The sequence below is a fragment of the Streptomyces sp. NPDC052721 genome, assembly GCF_040678315.1.
Taxonomy (GTDB): Bacteria; Actinomycetota; Actinomycetes; order Streptomycetales; family Streptomycetaceae; genus Streptomyces.
The window spans coordinates 42,030-68,299 of sequence record NZ_JBFATL010000041.1; the positions used below are offsets into that span (position 1 = coordinate 42,030).

General features: G+C 68.4%; 4 protein-coding genes. All 4 read right to left on the reverse strand.

What is annotated here, in order from left to right:
• Positions 1-23,514: a hypothetical protein gene (locus AB0L21_RS30985; RefSeq protein WP_365787777.1), complete on the reverse strand. Its 23,514-nt coding sequence runs from the start codon at positions 23,512-23,514 to the stop codon at positions 1-3.
• Between the two features lie 86 nt (positions 23,515-23,600).
• A complete protein-coding gene (locus AB0L21_RS30990) occupies positions 23,601-23,942 on the reverse strand; it encodes a hypothetical protein (RefSeq protein WP_365787779.1) in 342 nt (113 codons plus the stop codon).
• A 6-nt stretch (positions 23,943-23,948) separates the two neighbouring features.
• Positions 23,949-24,434: a YbaB/EbfC family nucleoid-associated protein gene (locus tag AB0L21_RS30995; protein ID WP_365707522.1), complete on the reverse strand. Its 486-nt coding sequence runs from the start codon at positions 24,432-24,434 to the stop codon at positions 23,949-23,951.
• Positions 24,435-24,518: 84 nt separating this feature from the next.
• Positions 24,519-26,270, reverse strand: a 1,752-nt coding sequence (locus AB0L21_RS31000) for a hypothetical protein (protein WP_365787781.1), incomplete at its 5' end; no start/stop codon positions are given.

A 26,270-nucleotide genomic window follows, 5' to 3' on the forward strand; every position in this document is an offset into this window, starting at 1 on the left:
TCACCCGTCGTGCCGGCCCTGGATCCGGGGGCGATGGCGCACCGCAGGCCGGTAGTGGGTCCCTGCCAGCACGATCAGCACGGTCGGTGCCGTCACAGCCCCGAACTCTCTGAACCTCCCGTCCTCAGGTCCGGCGATCACGAGGCGTATCCCAAGCTCCCGAGCGACGACCAGAGCTGTCACTTCCACGAAGGACCCCGCGGGCAACCCGCCCCTCGCCGCGAGCAGCCGGTACCACTGGACCCGGCCGATCCCGGCACCGGCCCCCATCTCCTCAAGTGCCAGGGTGCCTCCCATCGGCTCGGCCTGCGTACGCAGCGCGCGGTCCACCGCGTATCCGGCGGCCACCAGCTCGTCCAGGGAGAAGCGCTCGCCGCTCGCCGGGCCCTGCAGGTCAGCGGGAATGTCAGCGTCCGTGAGACGCGAGTACACCCAGGTGCGCAGGAGATCGACGGCCCCGGCCGGCACCGGCGTCGACGCCTCCCCAGGCATGACGTCCTGCATCCCAGGCAGCGCCTGCAAAGCGAGCGGCGCCTCAAACCTCAGTGCCGTGAGAAGGACGGAATCGAAGCCCCCTTCGTCCGAGGACGGCTGCAACCGGAAACTCCGACCCTCGAACGACACCGTTTCCGGGCCCTCACGCCGGAAGCGGTGGGTTTCGGTGGCTTGGGGGCCCTCAGGCGCTGCCTCCAGCGTTTCACCGGCACGCGGGTCCGGTGACAGCTCGATGCGTGCGGATCCGTCCTCCGCCCCGGTCACCCGGTGCGGCGCCGCGGGTTCGATCACGGTCAGTCCGGTGGCCGTGGCGATCCGGCCGGCCACGGGGACCGAACCACCGGCCGCCATCTCAGTGGCGTCGGTACCGGTCCGCGAGGGCGTGGGATCCGCACTTGGCCAGGCGGCACCGACGACACCCGACTGACTGCTCATGGCCGTCAACTCGTCCGGCCCGGTCAACTCCGGGCCCGGCCCAGGCGGCGGGACGAGGGCCGGATGGCTGCCACTTGCAGCCTCGCCCAGCGTCTGGGCCGACTCGCTGATCGCCGGCAGCCCGAACCGCGATATCTCTTCCAGTCGCGGTATCCGGTCGATCGGGCGGGACTGCGGGTCCAGGACGGGGACAGTTGTGTCCGGGTCTGCTTCCCCGCGACGGTCCGCCATGGGCAGGGCGTTGGCCTGTCCCCCGGGGATCTGCCGGAAGCGGGGTCCGGACGCCTCCTCGTTGACGAGTTCCACGGGCGGCACGCCGAGCAGTTCGGACAGGCCCGGGAAGGGCCTGTCCTCGAAGTGCTGGCCGTCTTCCTGGAACGAGCCGCCGCCGGGTGCCATGTGCTCCACCGCGTGGGCCGCGCCGACCTCCATGAGGTACTTGCCCGGGGCGGTCCGACCGGTGCGGTCGTGCCTGACGACCTGCTCGGCGTACGTGTTCATCCTGGCCGCCCGCATGTACCTCAAGTGGACCGTGAACGCGTCCCTGCGACGGGCCGGCCGACCGTCGATCCCCCTCAGCCTCATCCCGTGCCGCTTTGCTGCCTCAAGAAGCGCTGTCAGGCCACGGCCGGTCGTCAGGTTATGCGTCCGGTCGTACTTCGCCGCGAAGACCAGGAGAGCTGCTGGATCCACCTGCCCGACCACCCCGGCCTTGGCCCGGCGGGCACCAGAAGCGGAAGAAACCCCGGGCGTCGGCGACAGGTACTCGTCCACGGCGGCCTGGAACGAGTCGTCCCGCAGGCTTTCCAGATAGATCGTGTCGACTCCCGCCGCACGGAGCGACGCCATGTTGTCGATGAGAAATCCCCATACCGGTGCCCCGCCGTGCGAACCGCCGATAATCACTCCCTCATGCCCCTGCAGGAGGGATTCGATCTGCCGCAGGGGGGACGCCGCGCGGGCGAGTACGGCGTCCACATACTGACGAGACGGCCGGGCGGACCCGTTGTCCGACAGGTACCGCTCCAGCCGCCTAGCCGTGTCACGGGTCAACTGCTCGTCGCGCCTGTCCTGCGCGAGCCAGTAGCCCTCTGTCACATTGTCGTTACGGCCCAATTGCTCCAGGTCCGCGTTCTTGGACGCACCTGGAGTGGATATCAGGTTCATCGCCGCGGACGCCAAGGCGTTGCGCAAGTCACCCTCCGTCTCGAACAGGGTGTTGGGGTCCCTGTGGATGTCGAGGCGCTCCTTGTACGCGCTGCGGTGCGGCTCCGAAATGCCTCCCCAAGCGTCTCGGTCGGTGATCTGGTTCGGTGTTCTGCCTTTCATTCGCGAGTTCCGCGGGCCCCGCACACGAAGAGCGGGTCCACCGGGGTGATTGTGCAACTGCTCGTAGGGAAGGCCGTTGTCACCACCGTCGGCCACGCCATGGAAGGCCGCGGTCGGCCTACCGGTCGCGGAGGAGGGCTCACTTTCATGGGGCGCCACGGTCTCGGTTCGGACCACGTGCTGTTGCCCGCGTTCGACCACGGTGGGCGGCAGTGACTCGTCCAAGGTGGGCACCGAAACCGGCGCTTCCGACACAGCGGGAGTGTCGTTCCGGGCGCCGCCACGCGCCCGGGGCGGCAAGCCGAGCGTGTGTCGCCGGCCGTCGGCGAGAGCAGTGGCGACCTCCAGGCTGCCGCCGGTCACCAGCACGTCGGCCACCTGACGCACGGCATCCCGGTACTCGTCCCCGGCATATCGGGAGTCAGCGAGCACGGGGTGCAGCTCAAGCGGCAGTACCAGACCCGCCGCGGTGTCCCAGGCCCGTTCCACGGTCTGCACGGGAACGTCAGGCGCCGCGTCCGAGAAGTCCCTGTACGACTGCTGCCACAGCCGCCGGGCGGCGTTGGCGGCCCCGACGTCGAGCGCGTTCGGCCACGGACCTCGCTGGAGCATCAGCACCTTGACCTGGTCGACCGGCGTCAACCCGCTCCCGGCCAACGGCAGCCGACCAGCATTCAGCACCGCCTGCGCCTGCTGCTCGGGGCTGAGCGAGACACCCGCGGCGGACAGTTCCGCTGACGTGACACCGCCATTGAGGTCCAGGCCGGACAGGTCACCCGGAAGGTCGTCAGCCGTTATCTGCTGGGCGATCCACTGACGCTGGGCATCGTCGCGGTGCACGACCGGCACCACGCCGGGGAACGGGTTCGCCTCGGGCGCGTACGGGTCGGCACCGAGCTCCCGCAGCCGGTCTTCCGTCCGCGCCAGATGCCGCTCCGCCTGCTCGGCCCTGGCGGTGGCCTCATGAAGCGCCTCGACGTCGCGACTTCCCCCTTCCCCGGTCACCACACGGTGCCTGAGCCCATCAACGGTACGGACGGCATCCGCCAGGTCATGCACTGCGGCGGCGTGGACACCCCGCAGGTCGTCGATCTCCTGCGGGTCGACGTGCGCGGTCGGATCGGGAGCCTTCCCCGAAACACCACCGTGGACGGCACTATGCGCCGTTTGGTTCTCGGTGTCGGTGCCGAACCCGCTGTCGGGGAAGTCCTGCCAGTTGGCGATCCGTCCTTTCTGGTCGTCGCGTTGCCACTGCACATAGCGCTTTTCGGTTTCCGGGCCTTCACGCCGGAAGCGGTGAGTTTCGGGGGGTTGGGGGCCCGCAGGCGCTGCCTCCAGCGTTTCACCGGCACCCCCGGGTTGCGTGGTGCTGCCCGGCACGGCCGGCTCCGGCTCGACGCGCGGTTCGACCGGGTATTCCTGCGGTTCGGGGTCTCCGGGGCGGAAGATCCACCAGCGCGCGGGGCCACGGCCCGGGCCCGGTGACAGCTCGATGCGTGCGGATCCGTCCTCCGCCCCGGTCACCCGGTGCGCCGCCGCGGGTTCGATCACGGTCAGTCCGGTGGCCGTGGCGATCCGGCGGGCCACGGGGATGGAACCACCGGCCGCCACGTCACTGTTCGCTGACGGCTCGGAGTGCTCCGCCGGTCCCGGGCCGTCCTTCAGCAGCACGATCACCGAACCGAGCGGAACGGTCGCCAGGTCGGCGTATATGTCACGCAGGGCCTGCCAGTTGTCGTCCAGGTCCCACGTGGTGCCGTCGGCCGTGGCGACCGTGTGCCGGTTCTCCGCGCCATACATGGCCAGCCAGTACCGGCTTCGTCCGGCGAGAGGGAGCGGCCGAGTGGTCGGCAGAGACTCGCCCGGCCCAGCTGAACGCTCGACGTACTCGGTGACCTCGTTCAGGCCCTGGTAGACGGCCTCGCGCCGCTTCCAGTCGGCCGGGGTGAAGGACGCCGTACCGATCGCCTTGCCATCCTTGTCGAGGATGGGGCGCTTCAGGACGGTCGACTGCCAAGGCGCCTTCGGGCCGGACAGGGGCGCCACTGCCTCCAGATGGCCCCCCGGGTCGGCTACGGTGCCGGCCGCCACCAGCTCCAGGGCACTTTCGAGGGGCATCCGGACAGCCGCCCGCCTGGGCAGGCGGAGTTCTGTGTCGTTCCGGCCCTTGGACAGGCCGTCAGCCCGGAGGCCGCCGTTGAGTGCCGCGATGAGCCGGAAATCCACGGCGAACGACACCAGGACGTAGGGCGTGCGCACGGAGACGGGTACGTCAGTTCCACTCGTCACCGACCCCGAGACGCCTGAATTCGCACCGCGGCTCGTGCCCGCGGTCATCCCATAGTCGTGGACGCTGTCGTGGCCGTATTTCAACCAGCTGCCGCCACCGGACGAGCCCGCCCCGTGGGCGCCGCCCGAACTGTTACTGCGGTCCGTGGACGCCAGGCGAGGCATACCCGGCGTGAGGCCGTCGCTGTATTCCCACTCCAGGCGTTCGCCGGTGCCGAGTACCTCGCCCTGGGTGAGCCTGGCGTGCAGCGACACCCTGAGCTCTTGCCCGCCGCGTGCACCCGCCAGGTACACGTCGGGCAGCCGGGCGCCCGTCTTGGTCAACACGGGCAGCGATGCCGTCAGCCACTCACTGGTCAAGGATTCGTGCATCACGTAGGACTGGGCAGTGCCTGTCCTCGTGAAGCCCTGGTGGACGCCCATCGTCCGGGCCATCTCGGCCAGCGCCGCCCGGATCAGCGGCACGCCCTCCAGACTGAAGACTTGGACCCCTGCCGGGAGGGCGACCCCCTGAGTCCGCCACGACTCCAGCGGCTCACGCCTGGACATGAGGTGCCAGTTCGGGGGGACGAGCGCTTCCTGCCGCGCGAGAGCCGCCATCGCCCGGGCATCCGACTCCAGGACGCGGTAGAGGACGTAGCGGTCGTCGCGGCCGGTCGCCGGTGCGTCGAGCGACACGGACAGCACGGGTGTGGCGCCCGCGCCCACATCCGCGCCCGGCTCGTACAGCTCAAGCCTGGCATCGGTCACCGGTACGCGGAAGCGGACGTAGTCGGCGCTCGCCGGCGCTACGGTCACCGCTGTGACGTCATGGCTGCGGCTGTACCCCTGCCCCGCGGTGTCTGCCCGGTCGAGCTCAGTGGTGAGTGGTGGAGCCACACCCCCGGCCGCGTCACCGAGCGACACCACAGGAAGGGCGACGGCGTTGACGCCTGAGCTCTTCGTCACGGACTGCGAAATCGTCTCGTTGGACGAAGCGCTCGTGGCATAGACCATGTCAGAGCGGTCCTCCGGCCGGTCCTCGAACGTACCTGTGCCCCGGGTGACGACGAACCGGGCGACATAGGCGTTTGCCGAGCCTGGCCGGAACAACTCGACCTGTACGCCTCCGTCCATGGCACTGCTGAGGAGACCGGCGGCACCAACCGGATCGAGCACGGCTGCCAGGCGCTGGGTGTTCCGCCACGTGTCACGCACCACGTGCAAGGGCAGCAGCTCCTCTGCCAGCTTCGCTCCGTGGACCTTGGCGATTTCCTCGCGGAGCCCGGGCAGCAAGCGGCCGAAGTCGGGCAACCGCTCGATGCCTCCGGGACCGAGCGGTCCCGTGCCGGGAAGTTCGAGGCCGGCCGCCGGGTCGACGATGGGGTCAGTGGCCGCACCGTCGGTCTGTACGGCAGTCTCCTCGGTCGAGGTCCCGTTGGCGACCTCGGCCTGCTCCGGCCGCCCTTGGATCTGCGGGCCGAGCCCCATGGACACCGCCTGCTGTTCGGTGACCCAGGCCATGACAGACCTGTCGAGCCTCACCCCCTGCGCCTCCACTCGCGGTTCACCGCCGCGGACGGATGCCTCGGCGACCATGAACACCTCGAGATCGGCCTGGACCAGTGCGACCCGACTGCCGCGCTCGCTGACTCCGATCCGTTCGACCGTGCCGGAAGTGCCGATCCGTCGGGCAGCCGACCAGCGTCTGCCGTGCGAGACACCCGGCCCACCGAGCAGCCAGACCTTCGGAGCCTGTGGAGGCACGTCTCCTGCCCCGGAAACACTCATGCCGACGCCCACCGCGACGGCGCGCTCGCCGGCACTGGTCGCGGAATGCCCGCCGCTGATCGAGGACTCGACCTCCGGTCCTTCGGCCACCTGGACCACGGACGGGTTCACGACATTGAACCGGATGCCGACGGCTCCTGTGACTCCGTTCCACCGCCGGTCATGTCGCAGCCCGTCCACGACCCACGCCCCCTTGAGGGCGCGTGGCAAGCCGGCGACGATCGACTCATCGCTCATCAGCTCCTCGATCGCCAGTGCCGCGTCGAGGCCGGGGACAGACAGGGCCGTGTCGCCTCCGGCCGCGCGTGCGAGCAGGGTGCGGGCGAGGCCCTGGAGCTGGCTCGGATCGGCCGCCGCCTCCATCACCAGCCATTCGGTCAACCGTCGCTGTCCGTCCTGCGGCGGCGCCCACTGCGGATCGAAGAGAGTACCGATGCCGGCAACCGGCGGTACGGGCACCGGATGAGGCAGGGCGTAGACGCGCGAGTCGGCACGCGGCGGCTCGCTGAATGTCATCGACGCGGGGGTGGTAAGACGCACGGGCGCGTCCGGTACATCCAGTTGCCGGACACCATGGCGGCCGGCGGGGTCGGTGCTCGCCAACACGGACAGCTCGGGTGCGTGCTGCCCAGGAAGCCCAGGCGTGGCGATGCGCCGCCATCGGCGAGGCAGTTGCACCGAGGTGACGGTCACCTCGAAGCGAAGGGTGCCGGCGAATGCGCTGGCGGTCTTTGTGCCTGCGCTGAGCAAACCCCGCGACGCGCTCGGACCGGCCTGCGCGCCCCGTGCCGTGTTTCTGGCGGCCGTCAAGGCGCCGGAGAGATACAGATGCCCTGGCACCGGTTTGGCGGAGAAGCCGAGGCGTATTGTCGCGCCCTGTTCGACGTCTCCCCCACTCCTGCCGCTCGCATTGACGCGTCGCCCGCTGATCACCGCCCAGTCGTCGATGTCCCCCAGGTAACGTGCGGCGTCGTCGACGAGCCTGCCCCCGACCCGGATGAGTACGGATTCGGTTGCATTCCAGTGCTTTCGTCGGAGCCTGACGGGGATCCCGGTGGTGAGGAGCATCCCCTTGCGAGTGCGCAGGCCTCTCGGGGACAGTGCCTGGGTCAGCGCTCGATGGTTGGCCAGCTGCCAGGCACGATCGTCCTCGGTTTCGAAGAAGGCGGGCGACTGGGTCACTTGTCCGAACCGGGGCAGGAACCCAGCCAGCCGTTCATCGGTCGCGAAGAGGTCTTCGATCCGCTGGATCAAGGGCTCGGTATCCACCATGCTGAGGACGGTTCCGGCCCCCCTCGCGCGTACAGGCAGGTGCCGGTCGACGCCAGGGCTGCGGAACAGCGGGGGTGAGTCCACGCCCGCCGGCAGCGGTAGGCCGAGCGTCTTGGCCTCCTCCAGCCGCAGGCTCAACCAGACGGTCATCTCGTGTTCGCCGGCTCGCGCGCCGGCCTTCGTACGGGCTCGTGGGGGTACCGGACCCGTTCCTTCCACGGTGACCCTCACCCGCGCCTTGTAGAGCACCTGGGTACCGCTGATCTCCGCACCCTGGGCCGTCTGTACCCCGGTGGACTGGGAAACCGCCCGGCTGCGCGCGGCCATCAGGCCCGGCTGGAGGAAGACCCGGGCCCTGGGGCCGCCTCCCATGAGACCCACTCCGAGCACGGGACCGGCAGCGACGTCGGCGCCGCTGGCCATGCCGGCCTGTGTGGCGTTGTCCTGGTTGAACTTCTGCTGGTTCTTCACCTTGGTGTCGTCGACCGTGGACACTGCGGCGAGAGCCGTGATCCGCGCACGCATCCGGTACCCGCCCCGCACGCTGCCCCCTCGTCCGAGCAGATCGGGCGAGTCCGTCCAGCCTTCGAACGCGGTGACCAGGGTCCTGGCCACGTTGTCGGGCGAGGTCTCTGCCATGACGGTCGAACGGCCTGGGGAGCCGGGCGCGGTGAGCGCGGGGTGAAGTACCGAGCTGACGGTGCGCAGAAGGCCTCCGGCCGGCTCGCTCTCGGACTCCTGATCGTAGGCGGCGATCAGCGACAACGACTCCGCGAGCTCGGCCCCCCGGGCCTTCTCGGCGTCGACGGGTTCCGGCCGGCGCGCGGCGGAGCGGTCGCCGCTCCTGACCAGATGCTCGACCGGTACCCGCACCACGGCTGAGCCGTCCCCATGGAACACCCGGCCCCGGGACACGCCGGCCTTACGAGCGGTGACCACCCACTGCACCCGACGGGGCACATCGACAGAGCCTGACGCGTGCGCACTCCTGCGACTGTCGGTGAAGCCCTGACTGCTCGTCGTGGAGACCGTACGCCGGCCGAAGGCAACGCCCGCCGCGCCGGTGGCTCCGGCGAGCAGGCCCGGGGTGGGCGTGGGGACCAGAAGTGTGCCGGCAGCGCGTGCGGAGTAGCCCTGCGAGACGGAAGCGGACCGCGAGCTCCCGAGGGACGTGCTCGTTCCTGGCTTCACGGTGGGCACTGCGCCGTCGAGGTGCGGGAGAGAAGTGATGAGCGGCCGACTCTCGTCGGGATGACGGACCATCGCGACGGTCACGTCGTACCAGCCGTCACCGCCTCGCATGTGGAACGACTTGCCCGAGCCCACGAAGCGTCCGGGCCAGGACCTCAGTTCCTCGGTGATCGGGCCGGGCGCGACAGCGCCGGTCAGCACACGGATCGTCTCTTCCACCCAGTCCAGGCCGACCAGGGAGTGGAACTCGGCCGGGCCCGCGGCCCGCATGCGTTCCAGGTAGCTGGGCAGCCGCCAACGGTCGCCCCCCGAAGGGGAGTCGCTGCCCAGGGCGGTGACAGGCGAAGTGCTCTCCTGCGTGACGTTGGCATGCTCCTCACCGGCACCATCCATCGGGACGAGGTCTTCGATGACGGTCCCGTCGGGGTCCGTGATCGTGATCCGTGGGGGCCGGACCCCTTCTCCGGTGTGCTGTGACGTCTGCGAAGAACTGTGGGTGGCCAAGTGCCGGAAGGGCTGCCAGGCGTCCTGCGGACCGTCTTGCGGCACGTCGGCCCGGTTCGCCGACGTGAGGCCCAACGCCCTGGCTTCCTGGTGTCGGGGAGCCTCAAGGTGTCCGCCACGGAACCAAGCTGCGTGCCGGTCGTCTTCAGCGGGGAGCACCGGATCGGTCTGCGCGCCTTGGGCGGGGGTGAAGTCCCTGGGAGGGGTGCTGCCGGCCGAAGGAGCGGCGTCCCTGCGGGGACCGGCGCCGCCGGCCGACGGATCCTGCGTCTGCGAGCCGCCGTTGTCCGGATGGCCGGGTCCCGCTGGGTCCGGAACCCGAGTACCGGGCTCCTCCCCACCTCGTGAGCCGTCTCCCGGGGAGGCAAGACCCGGACGGCCCCTCTCACGGACCCACAGGTGGCGGTAGTCCAATCCGGTGAGTCTGTCCCGCCGCACCTCGTGGCGGACGACGTCCAGCATCGCGTCGTTCGCGTACCGCGCCTCGCTCGGCCCGGTGAGGTCCGAGAACGCGGAGAGGTCCCTGGCCGATGAATCGATCACCTCCACGAGCACGGGGTGGTGGTTGCCCGATGCCGGCCGGGCGGCGGCCGTGCCGTCGAGCGCGCTGCGCAGATCGAGCGACACCCGGTGGAACCGGGGGACGCTGACCGTGTCAGGGGCCGCGTCAGAGTTCAGCGGGCCAGAGGCCCAGGTGCCCCACCACACCGGCGCGGACACGGACGGAAGCGCGCCCAACGCCCGCGCGGCCATCGCGAGGTGCGCGGGGAGCTGAGCCTGGACGCCGTCGATGAGCTCGGTGGCGCGTCGCAGCAAGGCCGTGACGGCGGGGTTGCTCTCGGTGAGCGATGCCTCGACGGACGGGGTGGCCTTGACCTGCTCGACCTGGCTATCGAAGGCGGCGTCCCGCATCAGCAGAGCGGGGAACCTACCGTCGGTGGCAATCGCTCTCAGAACAGCGGAGCGGGTCGCCTCGGCGAGTCGGTCCCGGCTGCGCGTACCTCCAATGAACGACGCGTCGAGCAGCGCGGAATCCGCGCCGGCCAGCAGTCGCAGGGCAGCCGCCTCGTAGCCTGGCAGGTTCTTTGCCTCAGTAGCCGAAGGGACAGCCGGAGCGGTCAGCATTTCGTAAGCCGCCAGGTGGGGCGGAGTCAACCGATCACGCAACTCGTCCGAGGCCGACGTCCTAGGGGCATAGGCCTTGTCCGCCCACTCGTACAGGTGAGCTGCGTCCGCCGCCACAGCCGCCGAGGTCTCCGTCTCCAGAAGATCGCCGAACACCCGCAGCGCGGTGTCCGTCACGGCGTACAGAGACGCCGTGTTGCCGGGCAGCAGCCATGCGGTGACCGCGCGCACGATCAGTGCCCTGCCCTGGGCGGGGGCGTGCCGAAGGCGCCGCCCGTAAGCCTGGAAGAGCCGACGGGAGAGGTTCTGGTCCTCAAAGATGAGCGCAAAGCCGCGCTCGTCGCGGTGTTCCATCACCACGTCAGGGCTGAGCTGATCACTTGCGCTGCGCAGCGTGGGGCTCGTTCCCAGTAGTCCGAAGGTCACCGCTGTCATCAGTTCGTGCAGCGTTGCACCCGAGTTCTCGTCAAGCAGACGGTCGAAGGCTGCTGAATAGTCGGTTTCGGCCTGGCTCTGGGGATCGAAGAACTGCTTCATCGCGTCGTCCGGCCCCAACGTGGCCCGGTGCGCGTCGAAGATCCAGCGGATGACATCCCTGGCGCCCGCCAGCGTACGCGGGTCGGTGGCGAGCACGCGGCCGAGCGCGTCCTCGTATCGCAGGGTCAGCCCCGCCCAGAGCGGGTCGGTGTACACCTCGGCCCACGTCAACTGCCCTGTCTGATACCCGGGTACCTGAGCGGACACGCGGGTTCGGTCTCCGGGGTGGCTGACCACCCAGGTCGGCTTCGGGTCGTAGGGGCTGTGGAGCAGCCGCATGACGGGGCCCAGTGTCATTACGCCGGGCGGTGCATAGGTGACGTGGTCGGCGCGGTGAGCTATCCGCTGGATGGCTTGCTTATGGCCTGCCGAACACGACTCGAGCACCAACTCCGTGCCGGGGGGCACCTGCTGATCACGTAGCAGGCGACCGAGAAAGGCCCCCACCTCATCGGCGCTGGTCGCTCTCAAGCCGGCGGGAGAGACGGTGATCAGATGTTCTGGCGTGCCGTGCGCGGAGAAGTGGTGAACGTTCTCGCCCCACGGCTGTGGCTCAGCCGGGTAGCCGCTCGGGTAAGAGCTGCCATCTGGCCGCAGCAGGGCGGTGGTGTACGTCCGCATGCCGGCGAGTCGCCGGAACGGATCCGCGAAACGAGCCGCTTCGCGCTCGGTGAAGCTGCTCTCGCCGATCGGGCGACCGTCGCTGACGATGGGCCGGACGACAATGTCTTGCTTCCACGCCTGCGGAGGCAACGGAGCCGCGACCTCGCGGACTCTTATGTAGGCGTACGACCGTCCACTCGCATCCAGGCGTTCCTCGCGTGCGACGACCTCGAAGGTGACCGGCCGTGCATAGCGGACGGTGCCCTCGCCGGGCATGCGGGAGAACGGGGAGATATCACGCCCTGTGGAATTCTCCGCCTCCCACACCACCGCGCGCACGTCAGCGCCGCGCCCGAACAGCTGGGCGCGCACGGTGCCGAAACGAGTGGTCGCCCCGTGAAAGCGCGGAAGGCTCAGACGTACCCCCTCAGCCGGGATGTCCGCCTGCTCGGTGATCCAGTACACGCTGGACGTCACGGGAGGCATCATGGCCAGCGCCTCGGTCGCCATCCCCCGGTGCTCGGCGAGCTCTTCCTGAAGCGTCTCGACAAGTTGCTCGGCGCGTTCGGTCAGCTCGTAGCGAAGCCGCGCCAGCCGCGTCTCCGGTCCCTCAGCGACCGGTCGGCCGACGAGCGTCTCAGCCTGACGGGCCAGTTCCCGGAACCGCTCGTCGCGCAGGAACAACAACGGCAGCGAAGATCGGAAGTCCGCGTCCGACGACCGGCCAGCCGATGTGAAGGCGTCCGCGACGATCTCACGTGCCCGCGCCTTCAGCGGCAGCACGGCTTCCCCGCCGGCGCCGAACCGCTCGTCGAGCAGCCGTGCGTCGGCGCCACTGATCAGGTACAGAGCGGGAACGTAAGCCGCCTTGGCGTTCTCAAGAAGTTGGATGCCGTCGTGGCGGAGCAACCAGTCGTGCAGCGCCTCGCGCCGCTCGCGCCAAAGAGGACGGTGCGGCGGCGGCACGGCGCCGCGGGAGGCGGTCGCCTGAATCTGCCGGAAGATGGCGTCCGCGCCGGCGCCTTCCCCGGTGACGTGTGACGTCAACCAGTTCGTGCGGGCTGAGTACAGCCGCTGGTGAGGCGGTGTCAACGCTGTTCTCCGCGCTCGTCTGGCGTCGGGGTTGATCCGCTCGCGCACGTCTGGCTCGTCGAGCAATCCGCGCGGGTCGAGGTGTCCGTCCGCCCAGCCGTACAGGCTCGCCGCGTCGATACGGGAGAGGTCTGGATCTGTCTCACCTGGCGAGCCGGCCTCGCGTGACGCCTCCAGGATGTCGAACAGGGAGTACTCACCTGACGGCAAAAGCCATCCCAAAAGGGCCTGACGGAACATCAGAGGGTCACTGTCGGGCACGTTCAGCCAATGGTGCACCTGGAGCAGCCACGCTGCGGAGTCGGCCGAGCTCTGCCCGACGCGAAGGCCCCGCCGGTCGCGTGATTCGGCGAGCCACGCGGCATCACGCGGGCTCGCCGGCCCGGGACCGGGCGGGAGTGCGGCCCCGGTGCGGACACGGAGTGGCCGGCCCAGCGAGGCCCACCAGCGGCGCATGGTGGACGGCAGCGCGCTGATGAGACGCTGCCATCGCATCCTCGGCCGGTTGCCGCGCCGGTTCAGCAGTCCGCTCAGCGTGTATTGGTCCGAGGGATTGGCATACGCGGCGTTCGCGAATGCGGTCATCATCTCGGACAGGCTCGCGTCCGAAGCGGGGTCACGCAGCCTGCGCATAGCCTTGCGCACGTCGCCGGGGTACTGGTGCTCCGGGAAGAACGCGCGACGCGCCTTGGCCGCGCCGTGGTGCATGGCCAGGTGTGTGTACAAGCGGCCCACGGCAGCGCGGGCCTGCTCGATGACCTGCGGGTCGGCGGCCAGGGTCCGGCCGATCGCCTTCTCGTGCTCCTCAGTGTGACGCTGCCATTCCGGCAAGCCGTAGTAGGCGGCGAAGCTCGACGTGAACGCCCCTTCCGAAGCGTCTGTGTGCCGCGCGGCTCCCTCGGACGACTGTCGGGAGACCAACCCCTGGAGGGCGGGGCCGCCTTCGGACGAAGGCGACTGGTACGGAGCGTCCTCGGCTGGACCGCGCACTACGGCGGACGGGTCCTCGCCCTCGGGTTTGTCCGCGGTTGTCTCCGGCCGTGCCGACGAGGTGCCGGGCGTCGTGCCGAGTAGCACGGCGGTGACCGAGTCCGCGGCGGTGAGCGGCTGCGGCGCACTCTGAGGGTCAGGGTTGGCAACACCGGTCAAGTCGGTACCGCCCGTGCCGCCCCCGCCCGCGGTTTCCGCGGGCACGTCCGTTTGCAGGTCAGGAGCGGCGTTCCAGGCGAACCGCGGAAACGTGTTGGGTGAAATGCCGCCCAGACCCTGTTCAGCCGGATGCGCGTCCCCGTCATCCAGGGGTCCGGCGTCCGGGACCTGCGGGACCGGCACGGCTTCTTCGGCCGTGTGCGCGTACCGCTGACTGGTTTCCGCGTCCTGGGGCTCCTGCCGCCCGGTGGGGCCGACCGGCTCGAGTGTGGTGTCGGAGAGTTCCGGCTCCCGCTCCGTGGTGTCCTTGAGACGGACGTGCAGGTACGCACGCCCTGCCGCGTCCCGGCGCCAGCTCCGGTCCAGGACCTCCAGATCGGTCCGCCTCGGGAACAGGGCTTCGGCGCGCGCCGGATCAGCCGACAGGGGCGCCACGTCACGGGCCGAGGAGTTCACCACCTCGTAGAGAACAGGATGTCCGCCGGACTGGCCCGAGACCGGCATCTGTGCCAGAGCGACGCGCTCGTTGAGCGAGCCCGCGTGGAACCGGGGCACGGTCACCACAGCGTGGTCCGCCGCGTCCCGGGCCATCCAGCCGGACCACCACACAGAGGCACCGACCCGGGGCAGGAAGGCCAGTGCCTCCGCCGCCATCGCCAGATGCTCCGGAGCATCCGTCCTCAGTCTGTGCACCAGTCGCTGCGCGCGCGCCTGGAGGGGGTCGTGGAGATCCGCTCGCCCGGTGGGGGCGACGGGCGAGGCAGCGGGCTTCTGCCGAGCGCGCTGTACGAGATCGCGGAACTCCTGGTCCTCCAGCAGCAGGCGGGGGAAATTCAAGGCCCCGTCGACGTGCATGTACTCGGCAGCTTCTCGCACGACGGCTCTGACTTCGTCCCGCAGGGCAGCAGTGACCCGGCGCCCCTCCGAACCGCCTGCCGCCGCCGTCAGCAGGCGCCGGTCCGCCCGGCCACTCAGCAGGTACAGCGCGGTGATGTGCGCAGGGGTCAGCAGCTCAGTGATCCCGGGTCCCGAGTGACGCCGTGCCCACACGCCCACCGCATTCCGGCGAACGGCACAGCTCAGCGCCGGGAGCTGGGGATCGTTCGCAGACGGCGGCACCGTGTCCGGGTCCAGAGTGCGTGCGATGCCCTCGGGCACCTGCCCGTCACCGGTGACCTCGGGCGTGAGCCACGTGTGCTTTGCGGCGTACACCGACTGATAGGGCGTCATGAGACCGTACGCACGGGTGTCGAAAGTGCGGTCGGCCCAGGCGTACAGATGCGCGGCATCGCCCAGCAGCAGGGACTTCTCCTCCGCCGGGAAACCTTCGGTCGTGTGTGAGTCGGCGAGGAGCTCGTACAGGCTGTCCCGCTCCTGCCGGAGCAGCCAGGCCATGAGCGCTGCCCGGGCCGCGGGGAGCCTCTGAGCCGGTACTTGGTCCGCATAGACACCCAGCAGCCGCACGGCTACGTCCGTACGCGACGAGGCGAGCCCGAAGCCCTGGAACTTGCCGAGTATCCGGCGCCAGCCATCGGCGAAGTCGCCCTGCGTGCGCTTCACCGGCAGGCCGGCGTGCAGGGAGGCCTGGGCCACCGTTTCCAGCAGCTCCCACACCTGGCCGTCGTTCACCGTACGGTCGGCGGCCTCACTTGCGGCCGTATCCTGCCGGAGCATCCCGAGCAAGCGCCGAGCGGAGCCGTCGGTGGTCATCCGGGTCCCGAGCACCGCCTCATACGTGCGCCCGAGAACGTCCACGAGGTGCCATGCGGCCCGCAGCACGTCGGGGTCCGCGGCCATGACCTCGCCGAGGTCCTTCTCGTACTGTTCGCTGATCGATTCCCATCGGCTGTCGGAGTAGAGCTCGCGGAAGCCGGCCCCGTACTCGTGGAAGCCGGGACCCTCGGACCGTTGGGCGGTGGGTCGCGGACTGAACTCCACCAGACTGGGAGACTCCAGCCTGGTCCTTGCTGTCATGGAGATGCCAGGTCGACCTGCATGGCTATAGATCGCGATGGGCGTGGCCGCACCGACAGTGCTATGCCCCATGACGTCGGCCCCCACTTGGCCAACGCCGTGCTCCATGGCGCCCGCAGAACAGGAGAAGAGGAAGATCTTGGCGTGCGCCGGCAAGCCGTCCTCTTCCACCAACTCCTTGAGGTAGTGGCCCCACTGTGCCGCGGTGACGCGCCGCGGACCGTAGCGCGACACAACGCTCACAAGGTGTGGTCCGCCATGTGCGTTGGCTACGAACCAGTCCCCGTCCCAGTTCAGAGGCCGCGCGGTTCCGACGTAGTTCTGCGATACGGCGTCCCAGGTCGTCCAACTAGATATCTCGCGAAAGCGCGCAAACGCGTCCCTGCGAGTACTCCAGTCCCGTGCGGTGTGGCTGGAGACACCTATACGCCGGCCGGCTGACCGGATGTCCCTGGTGACGATCAGCCGGTCCCAGGGTTCGCTCGGCCGGGCAGGGGGAAGCTCGGTCAACTCGACCCGCAGGAAGCCGCGACCGCTCTCCGCGTCAAAGTGAAGCGCTGTCGACTCCACGCGGAACGTGGTGCGGGAAGGGTAGACGACCATACGCCGTTCGGGAGTCCTGGACAGAGGCGAGATGTCGGGAGCAGTAGCGCGGGCCACCGACCACATCACCGGCACGTCCGCGCCCGCGAGGTCACGGAGTTCACCGAGCGCGACTTCCTGACTGGTGGTCGCGCGGTGGAAGCGGGGCAGTTCCACTTCGCTACCCGGCTTTGGCGCGGCTGTGCCCCGCTCTCCGTCCGGCAGGGCACTGATCCAGTAGATGCGGGCGTAGACGGACGGCAGCATCTCCAGCGCTTCCACCGCCAGCTCGCCGTAGTCGACGAGTACGTCGCCCAGCGCGTCTGCCTGCTGTTCGGCCAGGCGCGAGAGCAGGTCGGCTTCCTCCTCCCTTCGAAGGGACGGGAGTGCACGCGTGTTCCGGCGGACTTGGAAAGCACGCTCCTGCATCCTGAAAAGCAGGGGGAACTGCGGGCGCTCGTCCGCCAACGCGGCCGTCACCAGACCGCGTGCCTCCTCACGAAGCCGCTCACGGTGACCGTCCTCCGCGGCGTCCGCCGCCGTGATCAGCCGTCCGTCCGGTCCGCTGATCAGGTAGACAGCCATGGCATAGGCGTAGTTGACATTGGCCGCCAGGATGCCGATGTCCTGGTGGCGGCGCAGCCAGTCGGCCAATGCCGCGCGCCGCTGCCGCCACTCCCTGGCCGCCTCCGGTGACAGTGCGCCCAGCGTGTCCGCCGGAGACTGCTGCTGCGCCAGGGCGAGGATGTCCTCGATGCGCTGCCCCGGTTCCAAGGCCGCCGTAGCCGACGAGGCCATCAGTTGGGCGTACAGGTGCAGGTGCGGCGGCGTCAAGCGGTCCGCCAAGTCGCGGTCGGCGCCACGAAGCTGGTCGAAGGACTCTTCCCTGAGCCGATGCCTCGGAGCGAGAACACCGTCGACCCAGCCGTAGAGCCGAGCGGCGTCGACTCGCCTGACATCGGGCTCGACCTCGTCGCGGACTCCGGCTCGCTGAGCGGCTGCCAGTATCTCCGCCAATGAGTGCGTACCACGCGGCAGCAGCCAGCCGAGCATCGCCTCGCGGAAGAGGAGTGTGTCGCCCTGCAACGCGTCATGGACCCTGAGCAGCCACTCGACGCTGGTCGCCGGCGCCTGCGTCACCCTCAGGCCGCGCCGGTCCTGCAACTCCCGGCGGAAGGACTCGGAGTGCGGTTGCGGGGTCGACGGCGCCAGCGGCAGCGCCCGGAGATTCAGCTCAGGGTGATCCCGCCACAGACGGCTGAGCGTGACGCCGGACGAACGCTGGTAGGCGCCCCGAGCGAACATGTCCATAAGCTCGTCGAGCGGGACACTTCCAAGGCCGAACTTCCACAGATCCGTCGCGGAAAGAGTGTGGCCTTCGAGCCCGGCGATGTACGTTGCACGCCCCGGCGGGAGGAAACTGTGCACCACGCGGTCCGGGTGATAGCGCTCGTCGTCCAGCACCCCGCCGGAAAGGTAGCCGTGCAGCGCTATGACTGCCTTGCGGGCCTCCTCAACCACCCGCGGGTCGGCGGCCAGTACCGTCCCGAGGTCCTTTTCATACGCTGCAGTTACCCGCTGCCAGTCCGGCTTGCGGTAAAGCGCCGGGAAGCGGGGGGCTGCGGTCACATCGCTCGCCGTTCCCACGTCTTCCTGATCGCGCGGTATGGGGCGATGGCCCGGATCGGGCGCGTTCCAGCCTTCGGTGGGGAATTGCTCCGGCCCTACGGTTTGGCTTTGAACTTCGGCGGTTTGATTCTGTTCTTCGGCGGCTTGATTCTGCAGCCACCGCTGATTCAAGTTCGCGAACGCTCCTCTGAGGACGCGTATGATCTCCTCTGCTCGCTCCTCCGCCTCAGCCAGGACATCCTGGCGTCGTTGTATCAAGCGGTCCGCGAGTTCAGCACGGTCCCCCACCGCGTTGGCCCGAAGCTGTTGGTACGCCGCGATAGCGTCATCCGTTGCATCCTTGACCTTTTGTAGTTCATCACTGACCTCACCCCCTACCTTCTGCACCGCGGCTATAGCTTCCAATATGTCAGACTCAGCGACGGCCTGATCAACGACCATCACCAGCTCGTGAACGAAATATTTCGTGTCGTCAATATTGGAGAGCGCACGGTCGGCAGTCGCCGCGTTCGTGCCCGCCATCATTCCGTAGGGGTCGACGCTGCCGTCCGGCAGGTAGCGTCCATCACCGTCCGGATTGTGCACAACTATGGGACGCGGCCACCCCTTGGCCAGCTCACTTCCACCGAGATCCACCGGGAGGCCCGGGGCAATCTTCGCTTCGGCCCAGTACAGTCTCGTCACGAGATCCGCAAGGTCCTGCTCGCTCGTCAAGCCGAGCGCCCGCTCCATGAATTCTCCGCCGATGGAGACCACTTCACGGACGACCGACAGCATGAGGCCCTCTTGGGCATGTTCAAAGTCGAAGACCTCCTCCTCGAACCCGACCTCAACCTCCGCGTCGTCCCGATCGGGATAGGTATGAACCCATGCGGTCCTCTCCCCTGCCTCGTAACCTGCCGATGACGCCAGCTCGGTCGTGCGGACAGGGGTGGCGCGTCCCGGCATCCGCAGGTCGCGGAAAGTGTGCCCCTCGGTGGGCACGAGCTGGTCATGCAGCGAGACCCAGCCACGAAGATCCTTCAAAATCTCCGGACCAAAGACAAGAGTCGTTGATCCGTAATATGTTTGCCTGGGCCGCTCGTCGAACAGAGGCCGGAAAAACACGAAGTCGGTGTTACCGAGGCTATCCGCATCCTCCTTTTTAGTGAGACCCGCCGCGAGATGGGAAGCGCTGTCCCGCTGCATTTGCGCGACGGACAGCATCACTCCGCTGTTAGCAATGGCGTAATAAGCCGGAGTGGCGTGATGGAAACGCATCGGCAAGGCCATGAGCCGCCCATAGAAGGCGGCCAGTATCGGGTTTGCCGACAACGCCGGGACAATCTGCTCTCTCAGGGTGGTGATGTTCTCGTCGGAAAGCTCCTTGATAAAGCGATCACGCTCGCTGTCATCCATGTCCGCGAGATCCGGAAGACGCCTGTGCCACTGTGTGCCATGGGTAATCTGGGCGTAGGCTCTGCGATTACGGAAGTCCCGCACGTGCCGGTTCAGTTCCCTCAGCGAAGCAGGGGAAACCGGCAGCATCCCACCCGTGCGCAAGTTGCCCACATCACCGGCTGCACGCTCGACCGCGGCGGCCAGGTTCCGGGAAGCACCCACCAACGGCGTCCAGGCGTTGCGCAGATGATAAACACCCCCCAGAGCAGCAGCACCCCGAATGGGACCTCGGAGAGCGGCGGCCACCACATCGGCAAGCCGGCGAACTTCAGCAGCCCTTTCCAGGAACAGTGCCCCAGCATCCGGAGCCGGGGCACCTGCGGCGAGCAACTCCAGCCTGTTGACCGCTGCTTCGAGCTTCCCTGCCCAGTCCTGAACCTCAGCAGCGGTCCACCGGATCCGGTCACTGGTCCAGTCACCGGCCGCACGCGCCACGCGGTCCAATTCCGACGCGTACTCGTTCATCCGCGTAGCCCAGACAGGCTCACCAGCGGCAAAGTAGGTGATCACCGCGTCCCAGTCCACCTGGGAGTACCCTTCGCCGCTCAGCCAGAACGGCGTGTCGTGCTTGCGTGCGCCGTCCAGGCCGCGCCATTCCCGCCACTCCAGAGCGTCCTCGGGTACCTCGTCCGCCGTGGAGCACCCGCGCACTCCCTGGTCATCGACGACAATGAAGGGCGGCATCGCCGACGTCGAACCCGTCAGCTCGTCATTCGTGACATCGGCTTGCCCAGGCGCCGAGTTCCAGCCCTGCATGGGGGGCTGCGTCCCGGTAATAGCGGAGCGTTGATGCGAGGAACTGTCGTCCAGGGCCACACTGGTCATCTCTGGCAACGCGCGGGGGTGGAATTTACGCCAGACCGTGGCCTTGCCGTCGGCGTCATATCTGAGATTGAGACGTGCACCCTCACTGGACGGAGTCATCGCCACTTCACCGGTGGGTGCGTTGACCGTCCAACCCGAGATGTCCGCCACGATCTGGGCATCGATCTCCGCGCGGCCTCCTCGGTCGACCTGCGCCCCTGATCCGCAGGAGAGCAAAGTGATCTCCTTGAATCCGGACAGCTCCTTCTGACGGGCGCGAAGTTCCCGGCCAAGCTCTCGGGCGCTCATCACCACACTGCGGCCGTCCGACGTGACGACGTGGAACCCCTTGTCGTCATGGTGAAGGGCGAGGAAGAAGGAGTCCCCGAATCCTTCCGGAAGAGCCTTCCACTCGCCGACCGGACGGTTGTGCTCGTCCATTCGCCACTGCAGGTAGCTGCGCTGCTCACCGAGTCGGCCGTAGACGTCCTTACGGCTCTCAAGGTCCTTGGCGTTGAAAGACATCTCCCCGATGCGCCTGCCGGCGGAGTCGGTGATCTGCTGTCTCACCGCCTCGGGAGCGTCCCACCTCGACTTCGGTCGCACCCCGCCGGACGACTGCGTTCCCGGGACGGACGCCGATGCACCGAAGCGGTGCCAGTCCCGTGACGGCGCTGCGGTCTGCGCCCGCTCAGCGCGCCGGCTGTCCACCCGATCGTTTGCCGTGCCGCTGGACACGTCAGCGGACACAGCGCCGCTGTGCGTTGCGCTCCCGACCTCCTCCAGCACGATGCGAGGCACCGCGCTCTCGACGGACGGCTTGATGCTGATTGTCGAGCGGAGCGGTGTCACAGTGGTCTTCGTGTCACCGCTGACCGTCACTATCCGAGTACCGGCCCGGCTGCCGTCCGGCGTCTGCGTACCGGTCCGGGTGTCCGGCCTCTGCGTACCGGCCCGGCTGCCGTCCGGCGTCTGCGTACCGGTCTGGGTGTCCGGCGTCTGCGTACCGGTCCGGGTGTCCGGCGTCTGCGTACCGGCTGCCGGAGCCGGCGAAGACGTGGATGTGCGGGGCGGTGACTGTACCGGGGTGACGTCGGTGGTCGAGAGTCCCGGCAGGACCTCCTCGGTGACGGAATCATCCACGCCGGGAATGGCTACGGGATCCGTCGAGTGGTGCTGTGACTCCTCCGGGGGCGTGCTCGTGCCGGTGACCGGGGTTGCGCCCCGGCCGTCCAGTCGGCCGCTCGCACTCCCGCCAGACGGTGGGGGGCTGACCTGCGATCGGCCGGCCTCGGAGCCAGTCCCGGGCATCCGACTGCTGGTGCCGGCCGGCTGAGCGGTGCTTGTAGAGGAGGTGACGAGTTCTGCGGGGGCACCGGCGAGATCAGTTGGCTCAGGAGCGCTCTGACCACTTGAGGTCACAGGTGCGTCGGAGACGGTCGGCGTTTCCGAAGCGTTCGGGGTCCGGGACGCCGGAGTGCTGGACGTCGCCGGCACGGAGGGATGACGTGTGACCGGCCGGCTGTCCGCTCCGGTCTGCCCGGTGCTCTCCACCACAACGTCGGATCCGTCCCGTGGCGGTACGACCTCGGTTTCCTCGGGCGAGCCCACGTGCTCTGCCGTGGTGTCTTCGCGCCGGCCCGTGCCCTGCACCGAGCCGCGCGGCTCGGACGTGCTCTTGACGAAGGTCTCGGAGACCGCGGTACCGCCTGCGCGCTGCGGTGCGCTGTCCGGCTGCATACCCGTCAGCGGGCCGACCGGATCGGCTACTTGGGCGTCGGCAGCCGGAGTACCGGTTCCCGGCACTTCCCCTCCGTGCACCAACTGCGAGTCGGTGCCCAGGTCCGTCTCCGCAGCAGGCACGACGTCGTGCTCCGCATCGGTGAAGGAGGACGCGTCACTGACATCGCTGAAGAGCGACGACGCGCTGCTCAGATCGCTGATGTCACCGAGGTCCGAGGACGTGATGTCGAGATCGCCGACGCTGAACACCGACGGCGTACCGCTCGTGTCACTGACCGTGGGCGACCCGGTCAGACCGGTGTCCTGCGGGGCTTGGCCGCGCGTGGTGAACACGTCGGCGCCCGGTTCCGCGTTGGCAGGACCGGGGATTTCGAGATCGACCGGTCCCGTCGTCAGCGGCCAGGAGGGCCGGCCCGGGACCGTAGTGGCCGGCCGCACCGCGTCAGGGATGTCGATACCCGTCGCCTGGTCCGCGCCGGGGTTTCCGGACGGCCCGGTCAGCCTTGTGCCGTCCGCCGGCCCGGAGACCAGCGGATGGTTCTCGTTGTTCCGTACCGCTTCGTTGGTGCCGAAGAGACTCTGCTTGAAGGGTGAGAAGCTACCCTGCGCCGGAGTCTTCTGGAAGAAGTGGTGGTACAGCCCCAGGCCGGCAGCGCCGACCGCGATTTCGGCGCCACTGGTCAGGCCCCCGCTCACACCCGACATCCAGAATTCCTGCCAGCTGAGCGAGAACCTCCCCTCGAACGTCAGCTTCGACAGACCCGAGGCGAACATCTCGGCCTGGCCCTCGTTCACCCCCTCGAAGGGAACCTCCAGGCCCTCCTTCAGCCAGTACTTGTCCTTGAAGTGACGCGCGACGTACTTCTGGTAGACCTCACCCATCGCGCCGCCGAACAAGCCGGCCAGGAAGCCCACGTACGCCGACTGACCGATGTCCTTCCAGTCGAACTTGGTCCGCCGGCGATCCGGACTGTCCGGCACCTGCATCGACAGGAACTGCGCGAAGAACGACGTGAACGCCTCCTCAAGCGCCTCCAGCAACGCCGTCACCGGCATCGGAGCCGCCCGCCCCATCCGCTGCATGATCAGCAGGATCGACAGAGCCGTCCGCGACTTCACCGCAGCCGCCTCGGCAAGCGACGTACCACCGGTGAACACCGACAATGAGGCCAGCAACGCCAACTCAAGATTCATGATCGCGAACTCGACCAGAATCTCGATCTTGCTCTCCGCCAGCTTCATCGAACGCCCGACCTGCCGCTGGCCCGTCTTCTCCAGCTCATCCGCCAGCCGGTACAGATGATTCACACCGTTGTCGTCGACGAAGAGCCGCATCGCTCCCACGAAACGGTCGCCCACCTGCGGGGGCATCGAATACCCCACCCGCGCGATCGCACCCTGCATCGCACCCGACAGCGCCCGCAGATCCGCCGCCAGCTTCTGATACGGCAACCGACTGTCGTAACCCCGGTCCTCATCCCCGGACGCGACATCTGCCCCCACCCAGACCTCAAGGAACTGACGGAAGCTGGGAGAGAACTCAATCGCCATGTCTGGCCTCTTCTACGCCGAAGTACTTTTCGGAACAGTTGTCAAATGACGCGCCGTCGGGTGCGCGAGCGACGCAATCGGCTCGCCTAGCGCCTACCCGCCTGCGACTGCTGGTCGTGGATGTCGCTGAGAGCCAGATCCTGCGGCTTCCTGATCTGCGACGTCTCCTCGCGGATCGCCTCGATCAGACTCGCAAAGCCCTTGCTGATCGAATTGACCGTGGAAAGGACCTGCTCATACTCCTGTCGGCAGCCCGGCCCGACCTGGCCGGCGAAGTCGTCGTCGGCCTCATTACCCCACCAGCCGATGTAATCGCGATACCTCTCATCGAACTCGGGACCCAGCCGGTCCGAATACGCCACCGCATCTCGCAGTTCCTGGCAGCCCTGAAGTATCCCGTCGATGTCCGCCGAGTATTCGCTACCCACAACGGCTCACCCCTTCGTCTTCTTCCCGGTCCTTCTCGCACCAGTGGATGGAGGCAGCACTTCGTTCTCGTCTTCGTGGATCTCATCGCGCAGCCGGTCGCTCGCCGTCCGCTGCTGCTCCTGCTCCACACCGTCGAGAACGGAGCCGAATATCTTCTCCCAGTTCACGCCCACATGTTCGGACAAGGATTCGCCGTCCACTGCCTTGGTAAGCGGCTCAAGGGTGTCCACCACACGTCGGGCCATTTCACCGCGGGCCTTCTCAACGGCCTGCAGGATGGTGGAGGACAGCTGGGCGGCCGCCATGCTCTTGTACGCCGCGCCGAGGAACTCCAGACCGACCAGCACGCCCTGCGAGCCCACCGTGACCTGCACACTCCTGTCCGGAGACCGTACGGTGACCGTGGCCTGCCTGAGTTCCGAATCGGCCTTCGCCACCGCTTCCTCTGTGGCTTTGATCCGCGCCATGGCTTCTTCCAGACGCTCTTCCATGGATGGCTTCACGCCACTTCCCCTCCGTTCTCTTCGGACTCTTCGGGACCGCCCCGGTGCGGGCCGAACGCGCGGGCCTTCCTCTCACCGTCCGAGCGCCTGCGGAGCTCCGCCCTCGTCGGTGCCCCAGATCTCCTCGTCCTCGGCCAGCCAGGTGGTACGTTCGCGGTCGCTGCTCTCGGTCGTCTGGTTCTGCTGCGGTCCCGCGCCCCCGGACATCGGCGGCGCGAACGGCATACCGCTGGCCGTCGGAACGGCGCCTCGGGTGACGACGTTGTGCTCCAGGGTTTCCGCGGCGGCGGCGCGGCGGCCGGCCCGGCCGACGCCCGGCTCCAGCACAGTGCGGGTGCGCTCCGAGGCCGAGCCGCCTTCGCCCGCCATCGCGCCGCCCTTGCCGGGAGGGAACATTCCCGGGCTGCCCGGATACCCCCCGGAGCCGGCGCCCGAGTCGGCTGCCAGTCCCTGCGTCCGGCCCAACGCGGAGGCCACGTCCTGCTCGTTGTACAGGTTTCCACCGAGGTCATCGCCGTAGGGCGAGTACATCGACGGCAGACGGGGCAGTTGGGGAAGGGCTTCGATCCGCTGCCGGATCAGTTCACCCGTGTCCGTCTGGCGAGCATGCAGCCGATCAGTCTCCGCCTGGATATCCGCCATGCGCTGGTCGTAGTCCGCCTTGGCCTGCTGACGGGCCCGTTCCGCCTCCTGGCGAGCCTGGTCCTGGTCGTGCTGGATGGAGTCCTTCTGCCGCTGGTACTTCTCCCTGGCCCGCGCCTCGCTCCGGTCGGCCCTGTCGATGGCGTCGTGCTCGCGCTTGTTGATGTCGGCGAGCTTCCTCTCGTACTCGGCCCTGGCCTGCTCCGGGCTGGTCCGTCCGTCCGAAAGGGCCTTCTCGTACTCCCGCTTCGCCTGAGCCCGCTCACTCGCGGCCTCCTGACGGGCTTGGTCCCTCTGCGCCTGGGCGTCGGACCGGGCCTGATCGAAGTCCTTGGCGGCCTGCGCCGAACGCTGGTCGGCTGCCCGCTCGGCCGCGTCACGAGCGCTTCTGGCATCGGCCACGTCCCGCTCGTACTGGTCGCGAGCGTTGTTCTTGTCGCGCTCCAAGTCGAGCTTGGCCTGCTGCTGCTCCTTGACTGCCTGCTGACGTGCCTCTTCACGGGTGGCCTGGTCCCGTGCCTGATCTGTGAGGAGCTGCTGACGGTCCTTCTCGGCCTGCTCACGCGCCTGCCGCTGCTCCCCCTGGACGCGCAGCCGTTCCAGTTCCTGCTGCTTGGAGACTTCTTCGCGCTCCTTCTTCGACAGCGCCAGTGCCTCGTCGCGGTCCTTCTGCTGCTGGCTGCGGATGCGCTCTCGTTCCGCGTCGTCCTTCGCCCGCTGAGCGGCGGTCTGGCCCAAGAGGATCCCCTGCTGCTCGGCAGCGGTCTTCTTGGCCTCCACGCGGTCCTGCTCGGCCTTGGCCCGTGCCTCTTCCTGCTGCTTGAGCACGGTGTCCCGGTCCTGCTGGGACTGCTGACGCGCCAATTCCTGAGCGCGCTTCGCCTCTTGGCGTTCCTGCTCAGCCCTCTTCTGGGCCTCTTCGCGGTCCTTCAGCGCCTGCTTACGGTCCTCCTCGTTCTGCTGACGCGCCAATACCTGCTCCCGCTTCGCCTCCTGGCGTTCCTGCTCAGCCCTCTTCTGGGCCTCTTCGCGGTCCTTCAGCGCCTGCTTACGGTCCTCCTCGTTCTGCTGACGCGCCAACACCTGTTCCCGCTTCGCCTCCTGGCGTTCCTGCTCAGCCCTCTTCTGGGCCTCTTCGCGGTCCTTCAGCGCCTGCTTACGGTCCTCCTCGTTCTGCTGACG